Raw genomic sequence first — 13,532 nt, 5'->3', positions numbered from 1 at the left:
CTGCCGGCCCACGCCTCGTGCCGGCCACGGCCTCCTGCCGGCCACGGCTTCCTGAGCGACGAAGCCGAAGTCATCCGCTGAGCCCCTGTCCCAAGTTGTTCCACCGCGTTGTTCCACCGTGTTGTTCCACCGCCCGCAGTTCCTGAGCACCGTGATCCGCCTGGTCCGGAAGGATTTCCATGTCTGAGAACCATGATGCAATCGTCGTAGACGCGAAGACGGAGAGCGGAGGTGGCTGCCCGGTCGCGCACGGGCGTGCCCCGCACCCGACGCAGGGCGGCGGAAACCGCGGGTGGTGGCCGGAGCGGCTCAACCTGAAGATCCTCGCCAAGAACCCCGCCGTGGCCAACCCCCTCGGCGAGGAGTTCGACTACGCCGAGGCGTTCAAGACCCTCGACCTCCCGGCGGTGAAGCGCGACATCGCGGAGGTGCTGACGACCTCGCAGGACTGGTGGCCCGCCGACTTCGGCCACTACGGCCCGTTCATCATCCGGATGGCGTGGCACAGCGCCGGCACGTACCGGATCAGCGACGGCCGCGGCGGCGCCGGGGCCGGGCAGCAGCGCTTCGCGCCCCTCAACAGCTGGCCGGACAACGGGAACCTCGACAAGGCCCGCCGTCTGCTGTGGCCGGTCAAGAAGAAGTACGGGCAGAGCCTCTCGTGGGCCGACCTCATGATTCTCGCCGGCAACGTCGCCCTGGAATCGATGGGCTTCGAGACCTTCGGCTTCGCCGGCGGTCGCGCGGATGTCTGGGAGCCCGAGGAGGACGTCTACTGGGGTCCCGAGACCACCTGGCTCGGCGACGAGCGCTACACCGGTGACCGGGAGTTGGAGAGCCCCCTCGGCGCGGTCCAGATGGGCCTCATCTACGTCAACCCGGAAGGCCCGAACGGCACCCCGGACCCGCTCGCCGCGGCCCGCGACATCCGTGAGACGTTCCGCCGGATGGCGATGAACGACGAGGAGACGGTCGCCCTCGTCGCGGGCGGCCACACCTTCGGCAAGACGCATGGCGCGGGCCCGGCGGACAACGTCGGCCCCGACCCGGAGGCCGCCTCGATCGAGGAGCAGGGCTTCGGCTGGCGCAACAGCTTCGGCACGGGCAAGGGCGGCGACACGATCACCAGCGGTCTGGAGGGTATCTGGACCAACACCCCGGTGACGTGGGACAACAGCTTCCTGGAGATCCTCTACGGCTACGAGTGGGAGCTCTTCAAGAGCCCCGCCGGTGCCAACCAGTGGCGGCCGAAGGACGGCGCCGGGGCAGACACCGTCCCCGATGCCCATGACGCGTCGAAGAGCCACGCCCCGACGATGCTGACGACGGACCTCGCGCTCCGTGTCGACCCTGCCTACGAGCAGATCTCGCGGCGCTTCCTCCAGAACCCCGACGAGTTCGCGGACGCCTTCGCCCGCGCGTGGTTCAAGCTGACCCACCGTGACATGGGCCCGATCGTGCGCTACCTCGGCCCGGAGGTCCCGGCCGAGACGCTGGTGTGGCAGGACCCGCTCCCCGCGGTGACGCACGAGCTCGTCGACGCCGAGGACATCGCCTCCCTCAAGAGCCAGATCCTCGCCTCGGACCTCTCGGTGTCCGAGCTGGTGTCCACCGCGTGGGCGTCGGCCTCGTCCTTCCGCGGCAGCGACAAGCGCGGCGGCGCCAACGGCGCGCGCGTCCGCCTTGAGCCGCAGAGCGGCTGGGAGGTCAACGACCCCGACCAGCTGGCGACGGTGCTGCGTACCCTCGAAGGCATCCAGGAGAGCTTCAACTCCGCCCAGAACGGCGGCAAGCGCGTCTCGCTCGCGGACCTGATCGTGCTCGCCGGAGGCGCGGCCGTCGAGCAGGCCGCCAAGGCCGCCGGCGTCGACATCGAGGTCCCCTTCACGCCGGGCCGCGCGGACGCGTCGCAGGAGCAGACCGACGTGGAGTCGTTCGCCGCGCTGGAGCCGACCGCCGACGGGTTCCGCAACTACCTCGGGAAGGGCAGCCGGCTGCCTGCCGAGTACCTGCTGATCGACCGGGCGAATCTGCTGACCCTGAGCGCCCCCGAGCTGACGGTCCTCGTCGGCGGTCTCCGGGTCCTGGGCGCGACCTACCAGCAGTCGCGGCTCGGTGTCCTCACCACCACCCCTGGGTCTCTGACCAACGACTTCTTCGTCAACCTGCTCGACCTGGGGACGACGTGGAAGGCGACGTCCGAGGACGCGAACACGTTCGAGGGCCGCGACGCCGCCACCGGCGAGACCAAGTGGACCGCCGGCCGCGCCGACCTCGTCTTCGGCTCGAACTCCGAGCTGCGCGCGCTCGCGGAGGTCTACGCGAGCGATGACGCGAAGGAGAAGTTCGTGACGGACTTCGTCAAGGCGTGGACCAAGGTCGCGAACCTCGACCGGTTCGACCTCGTCTGATCATGGCTCATGGCGTACGGGTCGGCCCACGCGGTCCGGCCCGTACGCCGATGCGTACGCCTACCCGTACGCCGACGCCACCGTGACGGCACACGGCACCCGGCACACGGCACCCAGCACGCGGTCCGCGGTCCGCGGTCCGGCGCGTTCTACGCCCCGGCGAGCAGCGGGTCATAGGCGCTCGAACGCCGACGGCCCGACATGAACGAGAGAAAGTCCTGCACGAACGCGCCGCGCGAGTACCTTTCGTCCGCGTCGGCCACCGTGCGCCGGAACGCGGTCCGGAACAGAGCCCGGTACTCGTCCGCGTCGATGAACTGGTTGCCGTCCGTGTCGGTGACCTCGAAGAGAACCTCGGCGACCCTGATCAGAGCGGGCCCGGCGAGAGAGGGAACGGCCGCGGCGTATTCCTCCCTGCTGATACGGCCGTCGCCGTCGGTGTCGAGGGCCGCCTGGAGTTCCCTCCACCACTCGGCGTACGCGTTGTAGAGCCTGGTCTCCTCCGGTTCGTCCAGATCCAGGCGGGACGACAACTCCCGTGCCATGGCGGCGATATCGGGCCAGTCCAGAGAGCCGTCCCCGGTCTGGTCCAGCACCGCGTCGAAGAACTCCTCCGCGCTCCGCCCCGGCGCGGTTCCCTCGTCGGGGCCAGTCGCTCCCTCGTCGGAACCAGGCTGTACGGGAAAGGGCGTGATCAGCCTGAACAGCGCGCCGGCCCGCTTCATCCGGCCGCGCAGCGCCGTGATCGTCGCGGCTCGGGGATCGTCGCTGTCGGCGGACAGCTGGAGCAGGCTGGAGAGCTCTTCCGTCCGGATCCAGCCTTCGGGCAGGAAGCGCGCCAGCCCGGCGGCCATATAGACACTCTGCATCAGTGTCTGAGCGCCGGGGACCTCGGGCAGACCCGCCCGCCGGCGGAAGGGTTCCGGGAGGGACGCCACGGTGATCGTGCCGATGACCGGTCCGGCGAGCGCGCGGCCGGCCGCCCATACGGTGGGCAGGCCGTCCAGCAGGGGCGGCGCCGGGAGATGGTCGAAGAGCTTGTAGAGGATGATGCGCAGCGCCTGCGTGTTCTCCAACTCCGTCTGGACCGTGTGGTCGTAGTACTGCCAGAACTCCCGCAGCGTGGGCGGCAGATGGCCGGCCTGATCCCCCAGGGCCGCGAGGAAGGCCTGGAATTCGGCGTACAGCTTCTCCATGGCGCTCTGTTCGAGCGGCTGCCCGCTCAGTCGGCACATGGTGACGGCGCTCTCGAACAGCGTCGCGACCACCCAGGCGCGGACCTGGGGGTCCATCGCGTCGTAGGGCCGGTTCCGTGCGTCGGTTCCGCTCAGCCGCGTGTGCAGGCGGTTGAGCCGCGCCGCCTCCCTCTGCCGTACGTCGTCGTCGGCCCCGAACATGCGCTGGAGGCTCACGAGGGTGTTACGCAGCCGTCGCCACGGGTGCGCCACGAACGTCGAGTTGTCGATCAGGGCCGCGCCGATCTGCGGGTGGGCGGCCTCCAGCACCGTGGCCCGGACCATGGCCAGTGCCCAGCGCGGGTCGTTGAAGAACCGGTGGAACTGCGAGTCCGGGCCGAACAGGGACCCGAGCTGCGCCGCGGGGATCGGCTGTACGGCGTCACGGTCGCGGTCCGCGTCGAGGTCGGTGGCGCGATCGCGGTCGCCGTCACGGCCGCTAACGCCGTCACCGTCACCGTCCCCGGCGCCGTCTCGGTCTCGGTCTCCGTCGAGGTCGGTGGCGCTGGAGCCGGTGCGCCTGGAGTGGCTGCTGCCTGTGTCGGTCACTGGTGAGGTTCTCCGTTCGCCTTCTGCGTCACGCCGCCGAAGCGGCGATTGCGTTGCTGGTAGGTGTGCAGGCACTCCAAGAAGTGCGGCGCGCGGAAGTCGGGCCAGAGCACCGGCGGGAAGATCCATTCGGCGTAGGCCACTTGCCAGAGCATGAAGTTGGAGATGCGCTGTTCACCGGAGGTCCGGATGACGAGATCCACATCGGGTGTGTCGGCAAAGGGCAGATGAGCGGCGAAGTGCCGCTCATCGACGGCGTCGGCCGACACCCCGCTGCGGATGAGGGACCGCGCCGCCTCGACGATGTCCCTGCGTCCGCCGTGATCGAACGCCACGGTCAGCGTCATGCCTCGGTTCATGCTGGTCAGCGTCATCAGGTCGGCGAAGTCCCGGGCCAGCGCCGGGGGAATTCTCGGGTCCGCCACGCCGAGGAACCGGCAGCGGATGCCCCGCGCGTGCAGCAGCGGGGCGTGTTTGCGTACGACGCGGCGCACCAGCCGCATGAGGAAGTCGACCTCGTTGCCCGGACGTTGCCAGTTCTCGGTGGAGAACGCGTACAGGCTCAGCCACTCCACCCCCGTCGTCCGCGCCGCCTCGATGACGTCGATCACCGTCGCCTCCGCGGCCCGGTGACCCGACGTACGCGGTAACGACCGCCGGGCCGCCCACCGGCCGTTCCCGTCCATCACACACGCGACATGACGCGGCACGCTCCTCTGCCGGCCTTCGGCGTCCGGGCGACGCGTATCGGCCCCCGCGTACGTATCCGTCCGCGTATCCGTCCGCGTATCCGTCCGCGCATGCGTATACGTATGGGGCAACGACGGGGCGGAAGTCCCCACGACCCGTTCAGCGGTCACCTGTGCCCCCTGCTGTCACCACACGGTTCCCCTCCGTCTCGCACCCACCGCTCCCCCGGCGCGGCGCCCCCCGCCGCGAGGCCGTGTCGCGGACGGACCCAGGAACCCCACGACCGCCCAGCACCACTCGGATCGGCCCTCAGCAGAGTGCCGGTACCTCACCCCGGGCGTATCGCGATCTCCGCAGGTTCACCCGCAGCATGTCCGTCCGATTCCGCGACCTCGTGGCGGATCCGTCTCCGCTCTCACCGCATGACAAGCGACAGGGCGCCTCCGCCCCCGACACGAGGGGCGCGACATGGCGGCGACTCCTCGTGGAGATGTCGCGGTCGGGATCGCGAAGGAGGACATCAATCGACCGCCCTTGATATATTCGATATACGAGTCGATATCAAAGGAGACATCTCTCATGAGCCGCACGGTGATCGATCTTGATGACGAGCTCGTGGCCGAGGTCGCGCAGGCGCTCGGCACCAGTACCAAGAAGGAGACGGTCAACACCGCTCTGCGGGAGGTGCTGGAGAACAGGCGACGGGCGCTGGCTCTCACCCGACTGCGTGCCGCCGGCGACGACGGGGCCTTCGACCTCGAAATCTTCGAGAACAAGAGGGATTATCGCCGATGACCGCGGCGCACTACCTGATCGATACGAGCGCCCTCGCACGGTTCATGCGCGGTGACGCGGAGCAGCACGGCTGGGATCAGGCCGCGGCGGCCGGTCTCATCGCGACGTGCCCCATCACCGAGCTTGAGTTCTTCTACAGTGCACGCTCCGCCGAGGATCGCGCGCGGGGCGTCGAGGACATGCGGATGATCTTCGGATGGGTACCGGTGGACGACCGTGCCTACAACCGCGCCTGGGACGTTCAGGCGGCGCTGACCAAGCGCGGCCTGCACCGTAGTGCCGGGGCGGTGGATCTGGTCGTCGCCGCTACGGCGGAACTACAGGGCCTGACGCTCCTGCACCGGGACCACGACTACGAGTGCATCGCCGCCGTGACCGGTCAGGCACTCCAGTGGTACGGCCCCGAAGCCGGAAAGTGACCGCTCCCCGCTGTCGGCTCCCCCGGTCGCCCTGGTTCCCGGGGACGATGGGGACGATGGCGGCGCTGGGGAGGGCTGGGGGTGCTGGGGTCAGGCGAATTGGAGCACGACGTTCTTCTCCACGCAGTGGCGGAGGACGATGACGAGCTGGCGGGCGTCCTCGATGTGCGCTTGGAGGAGCGGGGTCTTGGTGGTCTCGCTCTCCCACTGGGCCATGACCGCCTCCAGGCGCGGAAGGATCGCGGCGCATTCGGCGGCCGAGAGCTCACCGTCGTCGTCCGGGTGGTCGAGGAACGGTTCCAGCGAGGTGGAGACGGAGCTCCATGGGACGTCGCCGCCGAAGCCCCACATCTGGGAGAGGGTGATCCCCTCGGCCTCCGCCAGCCGCCGGCGGAACGCCGCGAAGCCGGAGTAGGACCAGGAGATGTCCGGGCCGGTGGCATCGTCGTCGTCCGGGAACAGACACAGCCCCACGCCCGGCCCCTCTCCTGGTCTCCTCGTCGAAGGCACAGGATCGGACAGCGAGGGCGGCGACGGCAACTGAGATTACCGGCCGCACCCTCAGGAGTCGCTTGCCGTAGAGGGCGTCGGGTCCTGGCCGAGCCGGGCGGCAAGGACGGCCGCCGGGCGGTGGACCGTGTGGGTACGGGAGCCGTGGCCGCCCCAGAGGAGTCAGCGGGACGGTCCGGCCTGGGCGTTCGTCACCGGATCGGGCACGGGCGGGGCTGCCTGCGTGTCCGTCTCCTGGTCCTGGCCCTCCTCCCGGCCCTGCGCCCGGCCCTGCTTCTCGCCCTGCTCCTGGCCGACTTGCTCCTGGTCGACTTGCTTCTGGCCCTGCGTCCGGCCCTGTTGCCTGCCTCGTGTCAGACCCACGCCGAGAAGCACCACCGCCATGCCCGCGACGACGCGGATCCCGATCTCCTCACTGAGGACGATCGCGCCCAGCACCACCGAGACGACCGGCAGCAGATAGCCGACGGTGGCGGCCGCGGTGGGGCCCTCGTCCGCGATGAGGCGGGAGTTGAGGTGGAACGTGATCCCCGTACCGAAGATGCCCAGAACGACGATGGCGATCCACGCCGTGGCGGTGGGGGCTTCCGGGGCGGCGGAGGCTGCGGGCAGGACGGGCAGGGTGAGGCCCGTCGCCATGACGAGCTGGGCCGCCGAGAGCGCGAGCGGGGCCGTTCCCCGGCCGATGAGATGACGGGCCATATAGGCGAAGGCCACGGCGTAACTGACCGCCGCGGCCATGAGGGCCAGCGCGCCCCCGCCGGTCAGACCGGCCTGGTGCCAGGGCGCGAAGATGAGCAGGATCCCGGCGAAGCCGAGCAGAAGACCCGTCAGACGCAGCGGGCGGAAGCCGCGCTCCGTGCCGATCGCGATACCGATCGCGAAGGACCACAGGGGAGTTGTGGCGTTGAGGACGCCGGCCACGCCGGAGTCGACGGTCTGTTCACCGACGCTGAACAGAAAGAACGGCAGCGCGTTGCAGAAGAAGGCGGCCACGACGAGATGGCCCCATGTCCTGCGGTCGCGCGGGAACGACTGGCCGGCGGAGCGCGCCAGGACCAGCAGGACGAGCGCTCCCAGCGCGCAGCGGATGACGGTGATGTGGAGGGGGGCGAGGCCGCCCTCCAGGGCGAGTTTGATCCAGAGGAAGCCGGATCCCCACAGCAAGGCGAGGACGGCCATGCGTATCAGGGTTCCGCGTGAGCCGCTGGGCACTGTCCGCCTCCTGGCGTGTGGTCCGCGTACGAGCATGTCGGACGTCCCGTCAGATGTGCTGCTCCGGGCGGGCGTTGTGGTCGTACGTTCTGGTCGTACGGTCCCCCGGTAAGTCCTGTAAGACAAGCGAAAACATTCGAAGGAAGAGTTAAGCTCTTCTACATGCTGGACAGACGGCGTATGCAGTTGCTGCGGGCGGTGGTCACCAGTGGGTCGGTCACCGCTGCGGCACGGAATCTCGGGTACACCCCTTCCGCGGTCAGCCAGCAGATGGCCGTACTGGAGAAGGAGGCGGGGATCGCACTGCTGGAGCGGACCGGCCGCGGTGTACGGCCGACCGAGGCGGGACGGGTGCTCACCGACTACGCGGCCGTCATAGACCGGCACTTCACCGAGGCGGAGACCGAACTGGCCGAGCTGCGGGCCGGGCGTACGGGCCGGGTGGCGGTCCGTTACTTCGCCACCGCCGGTGCGGCGCTGGTGGCACCCGCCGTGGCCGCACTCCGTCGTGAACAGCCGGGCGTGCAGGTCGAGTTGAAGCTGAGCGACCCCAACGATCCGCTGCCGGAGGTACGGAACAGGCTGGCCGATGTCGCCCTGGTGGTCCGGCCACGGGACCAACTCTCGGTCGACGGCGTCCGGTTCGTCCATCTGCTGGACGACCGGTACTCCGCGGTGCTGCCCGAAGGCCATCGGCTCGCCGCCAAAAGGGAGTTGGATCTGACCGACCTCGCCGAGGAACCATGGGTCGGCAGCGATCAGCCCGGCCCCTGCCTGGAGCCCGTGCTGGACGCCTGCGGCTCGGCCGGTTTCAGCCCGAACTTCGTGGTGGAGAGCGGTGACTACGACACGGCACAGGGATTCGTCGCCGCCGGCCTCGGCATCAGCCTGATCCCGGAGATGGGTCTCGGCAACCGCCATCCCGCCGTTGTCGTACGCCCGGTCCGCAACCCCGAACCCATCCGGACGATCTACGCGGCGGTACGCGACCCGTCACCCGCCCAGCCCGCCGTACACCGGCTGCTGGACGCCCTGCGCAACACGACGGCCCCGCACCGCGCCGAGCAGAGCGCCGCCGGACACGACCACGGACACAGGGCCGAACACGCCGCCGAATACTGACGCGTTCCGGGCCGGCGCCCTTCCGGACCGCCCCGCACGGAGGGCATACGGAGGGCATGGGGACGGGCATACGTACGTTCACTCTTTCTCATGAACGTCCATAAGGTCGCGGACGCGTGGGCCGCTGCCTCGCATAGTGAGAAACGAAACGTCTCCCTGGCCACAGCCTGATGAAAGGCGAGACACCTTGCGTACCGAAGCGATCAACCGGGCCAAGCTCGTTTTCACACTGTTCGACGTCAATGAGAACGGCTTCCTTGAGGCCGACGATTTCGACCTCATGGCGACACGCGTCCTCAAGACGGTGCCCGAGGCCGATGACACGGCGAAGGGTGCGATGCTGGCCGCCTTTCAGCGGTACTGGACGACCGTGGTCGACGAGCTGGACTCCGACCATGACGGCAGGGTCAGCCTCGACGAGTACCTCGCCTGTGTCCTCTCCCCGGAGCGCTTCGACGGGGCGATCGGTGAATTCGCCGAATCGCTCGCCGCACTGGGCGACTTGGAAGGGGACGGATTCATCCGGCGGCCTGTCTTCGTCGCGCTGATGACGGCCATCGGATTCCAACTCCCCAATATCCATGTCCTCTTCGACGCTTTCGGGCCGACGGATTCCGATCGGATCGCACGGGAGACCTGGGTCACCGGCATCAAGGAGTACTACGGCCCCGACATGGCGGGCATCCCGGGCGACCATCTGGTCGGAAGTGCGGCGGCCTGAAAAGGCCGGAACGCCGTAGGTCGTCGGGGCGCGCCCGCCGTCGTGGCGGGCGCGCCTCGCCGTTCTCAGAACGCCCGCCGCCGGCCCCACGCCGTAAGGACGGCGAGGGAGAGGTCATGGAAGTCGGGGGACGCCAGTTCGCGGTACGCGGCGTCGAAAGCCGTGTCGTCCGCGAGGCCCGCGGCCACGATGGCCTGCCGTGACTGCTCCAGATTGAGCCGCCACCACTCCGCCTCGTCGTCGCCGCCGCTGACGAGTTGGATCCGGGCGTCGAGTCCGATGTCGACGAGGCCCGCCCTCCTCAGCGGCACCGGCAGGGTACGGGCCCAGGCGGTGTCCGACCCCACCGACCGTTCGAGATGGGTGCGGAAGGCACGCATGATGGTCCGGTAGGCAGGGTGCGGGGAGTCGACCACCGGGAAGGACGCCGGTTCCTCCAGCAGCAGGACACCGCCAGGCCTGAGCCATTCGGCGAGCCGGGCCACCGCCTTGTCGGGATCGGGCAGATGCATCACCACATACCGGGCATGCACCAGGTCGAAGGATCCCGGCGGGAAGTCCTCGGTGTACAGATCGTGGCGCAGCACCCGCACGCCGTGGTCCGTCAGGTCTTCGAGGAACCGGGTGTCCAGATCCGTCACCGTCACCCGGGCACCCTGCCCGGCCAGCCAGCGGGCCACCGACCCGCCGCCACCGCCGACTTCGAGGACCTCGTCCCCCGGTTTCAGTCCGAGTGCCGTGATGCGCGCGCGTGTCGCCCCGTCCAGCAGGGACTCCAGCAGCCCGAGCCGTCGCCGCTCGCTGCTGATGCCATGGCTGAACATCCCGTTCCGGTAGCGCTCCTGCGTCCACTCCCAGCGCTCTCCCGATCCCGATGTCCGCTCCACGGGAGGGATGTACGCGTCCATGGTGCGGTCTCCTCTGCGACAGGGGCTGTCCACCCCGACCGAATGGGCGAAGCCGGTGCCTCTCCCGGCACCGGCTGTAGAGCGCTGTCACGATGGCAGCCCCGGAAGACCGGCACCCGGGTTTCCCGGGCAATTGGCTCGATCCCGGGCAATTGGCTCGATAGAGCGGAGCCGTCCCGCCGAGCGTTCGCCCGTACAACCGTTCCGGCGCCTCAGGTGTCTCCCTTCACACGGCTGTTCAGCTGTCATTCATATGCGCGCCACCTCGGAGTGCGCGCCACCTCGGAGGGCACCATGAGATCTGCGTCAACGGCCCGCGCGCTGAGGGCGGCGGCCGGCGCGGTCGCCGTCGTGGGGCTGGGCTGGGGGCCGGCGGCGGCCTCCGCCGCCGCGGCCGACCCGGCGGCACGCGAGCTGGCGGCGCCCGAGCTGGCGTTCGGGCGGACCGCTCCGGTCGACGGGATACGGCCCGGAAGCGCGAGCGGGATCTCGTTCTCGGTGACGAACAGGGGGGACGGGCCCGCCACCCGCGTGGCGCTCTTCCTCACCGGCACGCAGGGGCTGTCCTTCGCCGAGAAGTACTCGAACTGCGTGTACGAGGAGGTCCCGGCCCAGGACGAGGGAGCGGCGCAGGTGACCGCGGTCTGCGACATCGAGCAGACCCTGGAGCCGGGCGTCGTGTACGTGCCGGAGAAGCCGGTGGGTGTCACCGTCCTGGACCGCGCGCTGTACGAGCACCTCAGCTTCGACATCCAGGCGGACGTGCCGACCTTCCCCGGAGGGACGCAGCACGGCGGCGGGGCGGATCCGGTGCTGCGGCTCGTCGAGCGGCAGCCGCCGGCCGATCCGGACGCCGTCTACGGCTACGAGCGGCTCGATGTCCCCATCACCGCGCGGAACACCGCGGACTTCGCGCTCACCGGAGCGAACGTCAAGGGCGCGGTGGGCGGGACCGTCACCACGGAGGTGACATTCGCCAACAAGGGCCCGGCCTGGGTGGCCAATGACGTCAGCTCACCTATCGGCGTGTTCGAGTTCGGGATCCCGAAGGGGACCACGGTCACCAAGGCCCCGGACTTCTGCGTGCCGACCGGCCCCGACGGCAGGACCCTCGAAGCGGCGGCCGGGGCGTCGGCCTACCGCTGTACGACTCCGTACGGCTACGTCGACGAGGACACCGAGCTTCCGTACGCCTTCCGGCTGCGGATCGACAAGGCCGTCACCAACGCCGTGAGCAAGGTGGCGTTCGTCAAGGGCGATCACCGCTGGGGAACACTCCCGTTCGACACGAACCGGGGGAACAACACGGCCGCCGTGGTCGTCAACGCGACCGGCGCCGGTACCGGGGGTACGGACGCCACCGGCGGTACGGGTGGTACGGGCGCCACGGGTGGTACCAGCACCGGTGGTACGGGCGGCGGATCGGGATCGGGATCGGGTGGCGGCGGCGCACAGGGCGGCACAGGCACCGGCACAGGCACAGGCACCCACAGCACCGGCGCTCAGAACGGCGGGGCCTTGGCCGACACCGGGACCGGCATCGCCCCGCTCATCGGGGGCGGGGCCGCGGCCCTCGTGATGGTCGGCGGTCTCTTCCTCGCGTCGGGGCGGAAGCCGAACCCCTGACCCTGCCGCACCGCGGCCCGTGCCCCGCGGCCCGTGCCCCGGCGCCACCCGAAGCGGCGCCGGGCGGGCGGGGTCAGCGACTCACGAAAGGCACCTGACCGCTCTCGGACCGGGCCTCCGCCGCCCCCGGGTGCTGCCACAGGCCCTGGTCCGCCAGCAGCGGGAGGACTCCCTCGCCGAACCAGTACGCCTCCTCGACATGGGGATGGCCCGACATGATGAACTCGTCGATCCCGAGCCGGTGGTACTCGGCGATCCGCTCCGCCACCTCGCCATGGCTGCCGACCAGTGCGGTGCCGGCGCCACCGCGCACCAGGCCGATGCCCGCCCACAGATTCGGCGAGACCTCCAGGTCCGCGGTGCTTCCGCCGTGCAGTGCGAGCATCCGGCGCTGCCCCTCCGACTCGCTGCGGGCCAGCCCTTCCTGGACGGCCCGTACCGCGTCCTCGGAGAAACCGTCCAGCAGCCGCCGCGCCTCGGCCCACGCCTGGTCCGAGGTGTCACGGGTGATCACATGCAGCCGGATGCCGAAGCGTACGGACCGACCCTCGCGGGCCGCCAGCTCCCGTATCCAGGCGATCTTCGCGGCGACCTGCGCGGGCGGCTCGCCCCAGGTCAGATAGACATCGCTGTGCCGGGCCGCGACCTCGCCGGCCGCCGGGGACGAGCCGCCGAAGTAGACCGGCGGCACCGGGTCGGGCACCCTGGCCAGCTGGGCGTCCTCGACCTGGATGTGCGTACCGTCCAGCGTCACCGACTCGCCGCGCCACAGGGCCCTGACGACCGCGAGGAACTCCCCCGTACGCGCGTAACGGGCGTCCTTGTCGAGGAAGTCGCCGTACGCGCGCTGCTCATGGCTCTCGCCCCCGGTCACCACATTGAGCAGCAGCCGGCCGGGAGCGTGCCGCTGGAAGGTGGCCGCCATCTGCGCGGCGAGGGTCGGCGAGAGGATGCCCGGCCTGAACGCGACCAGGAACTTCAGCCGCTCGGTCTCCCGGGCCAGCATGGCGGTGGTGAGCCAGGCGTCCTCGCACCAGGCCCCGGTGGGCGTGAGCGCCCCCTCGAACCCCAGCTGCTCGGCCGCCCTGGCGATCTGGGTGAGATAGCCGAGGGTGGCGGGCCGCTGGCCCCCGGCCGCGCCGGCCGGGAGACCGTGACCGCCGCCCACGACATGCCGGCTGTCGCCGTAGGTGGGCAGGAACCAGTGAAAGGTGAGGTTCACGAGTGTCTCCGATGGTGGGAATGACCAGATGGGGAGGGGCGAGCAGAGGCGGGGACCGAACAGACGAGGGACGGGGACCGAACAGACGAGGAGCCGGGAGAAGAGGAGC

The 13,532-nt window shown here is 70.0% G+C and carries 12 protein-coding genes; 6 read left to right on the top strand and 6 right to left on the bottom strand.

Annotation, left to right across the window (positions count from 1 at the left end; translation table 11 throughout):
- Positions 1–179: 179 nt before the first annotated feature.
- Positions 180–2,411: a catalase/peroxidase HPI gene (gene katG, locus ACWGDX_RS27920; protein WP_453629884.1), complete on the top strand. Its 2,232-nt coding sequence runs from the start codon at positions 180–182 to the stop codon at positions 2,409–2,411.
- 149 nt (positions 2,412–2,560) lie between these two features.
- Here katG and ACWGDX_RS27915 read toward each other — a convergent pair whose 3' ends face one another.
- Positions 2,561–4,015, bottom strand: coding sequence for an oxygenase MpaB family protein (locus ACWGDX_RS27915; RefSeq protein ID WP_453629931.1), 1,455 nt, complete (start codon positions 4,013–4,015; stop codon positions 2,561–2,563).
- A 176-nt stretch (positions 4,016–4,191) separates the two neighbouring features.
- On the bottom strand, positions 4,192–4,905 hold the full coding sequence (uppS, locus tag ACWGDX_RS27910) for a polyprenyl diphosphate synthase (protein ID WP_453629882.1): 714 nt from the start codon (positions 4,903–4,905) through the stop codon (positions 4,192–4,194).
- A 559-nt stretch (positions 4,906–5,464) separates the two neighbouring features.
- Between uppS and ACWGDX_RS27905 the strand changes: the two genes are divergently transcribed.
- Positions 5,465–5,680, top strand: a complete 216-nt coding sequence (locus ACWGDX_RS27905; RefSeq protein WP_363085116.1) for a type II toxin-antitoxin system VapB family antitoxin — start codon at positions 5,465–5,467, stop codon at positions 5,678–5,680.
- Complete coding sequence (locus ACWGDX_RS27900; protein ID WP_453629880.1) at positions 5,677–6,099, top strand: PIN domain-containing protein; 423 nt, start codon at positions 5,677–5,679, stop codon at positions 6,097–6,099. The genes ACWGDX_RS27905 and ACWGDX_RS27900 overlap by 4 nt, the downstream gene beginning before the upstream one ends.
- 90 nt (positions 6,100–6,189) lie before the next feature.
- Here ACWGDX_RS27900 and ACWGDX_RS27895 read toward each other — a convergent pair whose 3' ends face one another.
- Together ACWGDX_RS27895 and ACWGDX_RS27890 are read right to left on the bottom strand one after the other, a co-directional pair.
- Complete coding sequence (locus ACWGDX_RS27895; protein WP_453629878.1) at positions 6,190–6,573, bottom strand: hypothetical protein; 384 nt, start codon at positions 6,571–6,573, stop codon at positions 6,190–6,192.
- 198 nt (positions 6,574–6,771) lie between these two features.
- The gene (locus tag ACWGDX_RS27890; protein ID WP_453629876.1) at positions 6,772–7,791 is read right to left on the bottom strand and encodes an EamA family transporter; all 1,020 of its coding nucleotides are present in this window, start codon (positions 7,789–7,791) and stop codon (positions 6,772–6,774) included.
- 195 nt (positions 7,792–7,986) lie between these two features.
- Here ACWGDX_RS27890 and ACWGDX_RS27885 point away from each other — a divergent pair, with 195 nt between their 5' ends.
- Both ACWGDX_RS27885 and ACWGDX_RS27880 read left to right on the top strand, forming a co-directional pair.
- Positions 7,987–8,946: a LysR family transcriptional regulator gene (locus ACWGDX_RS27885; protein ID WP_453629874.1), complete on the top strand. Its 960-nt coding sequence runs from the start codon at positions 7,987–7,989 to the stop codon at positions 8,944–8,946.
- Positions 8,947–9,133: 187 nt separating this feature from the next.
- A complete protein-coding gene (locus ACWGDX_RS27880; protein WP_453629872.1) occupies positions 9,134–9,667 on the top strand; it encodes an EF-hand domain-containing protein in 534 nt (177 codons plus the stop codon).
- A gap of 65 nt (positions 9,668–9,732) precedes the next feature.
- Here the strand turns inward: ACWGDX_RS27880 and ACWGDX_RS27875 are convergent, their stop codons facing one another.
- The gene (locus ACWGDX_RS27875; protein ID WP_453629871.1) at positions 9,733–10,575 is read right to left on the bottom strand and encodes a class I SAM-dependent methyltransferase; all 843 of its coding nucleotides are present in this window, start codon (positions 10,573–10,575) and stop codon (positions 9,733–9,735) included.
- A 294-nt stretch (positions 10,576–10,869) separates the two neighbouring features.
- Between ACWGDX_RS27875 and ACWGDX_RS27870 the strand changes: the two genes are divergently transcribed.
- A complete protein-coding gene (locus ACWGDX_RS27870) occupies positions 10,870–12,201 on the top strand; it encodes a hypothetical protein (RefSeq protein WP_453629870.1) in 1,332 nt (443 codons plus the stop codon).
- Positions 12,202–12,274: 73 nt separating this feature from the next.
- On the opposite strand, the gene ACWGDX_RS27865 is transcribed toward ACWGDX_RS27870, so the two are convergent.
- A complete protein-coding gene (locus ACWGDX_RS27865) occupies positions 12,275–13,423 on the bottom strand; it encodes an LLM class flavin-dependent oxidoreductase (protein WP_453629868.1) in 1,149 nt (382 codons plus the stop codon).
- Positions 13,424–13,532 lie beyond the last annotated feature (109 nt).

The organism is Streptomyces sp. NPDC055025, from assembly GCF_053608565.1.
Note: the sequence above shows the minus strand (reverse complement) of the source record. Positions and strands in the feature narration are given on the sequence as shown.

Excerpts from the sequence above, each read along its gene's own strand:
- katG (WP_453629884.1), top strand. The coding sequence starts at position 180 with ATGTCTGAGAACCATGATGCAATCGTCGTAGACGCGAAGACGGAGAGC.
- ACWGDX_RS27905 (WP_363085116.1), top strand. The coding sequence starts at position 5,465 with ATGAGCCGCACGGTGATCGATCTTGATGACGAGCTCGTGGCCGAGGTC.
- ACWGDX_RS27900 (WP_453629880.1), top strand. The coding sequence starts at position 5,677 with ATGACCGCGGCGCACTACCTGATCGATACGAGCGCCCTCGCACGGTTC.
- ACWGDX_RS27890 (WP_453629876.1), bottom strand. The coding sequence starts at position 7,791 with ATGGCCGTCCTCGCCTTGCTGTGGGGATCCGGCTTCCTCTGGATCAAA.
- ACWGDX_RS27885 (WP_453629874.1), top strand. The coding sequence starts at position 7,987 with ATGCTGGACAGACGGCGTATGCAGTTGCTGCGGGCGGTGGTCACCAGT.
- ACWGDX_RS27875 (WP_453629871.1), bottom strand. The coding sequence starts at position 10,575 with ATGGACGCGTACATCCCTCCCGTGGAGCGGACATCGGGATCGGGAGAG.
- ACWGDX_RS27870 (WP_453629870.1), top strand. The coding sequence starts at position 10,870 with ATGAGATCTGCGTCAACGGCCCGCGCGCTGAGGGCGGCGGCCGGCGCG.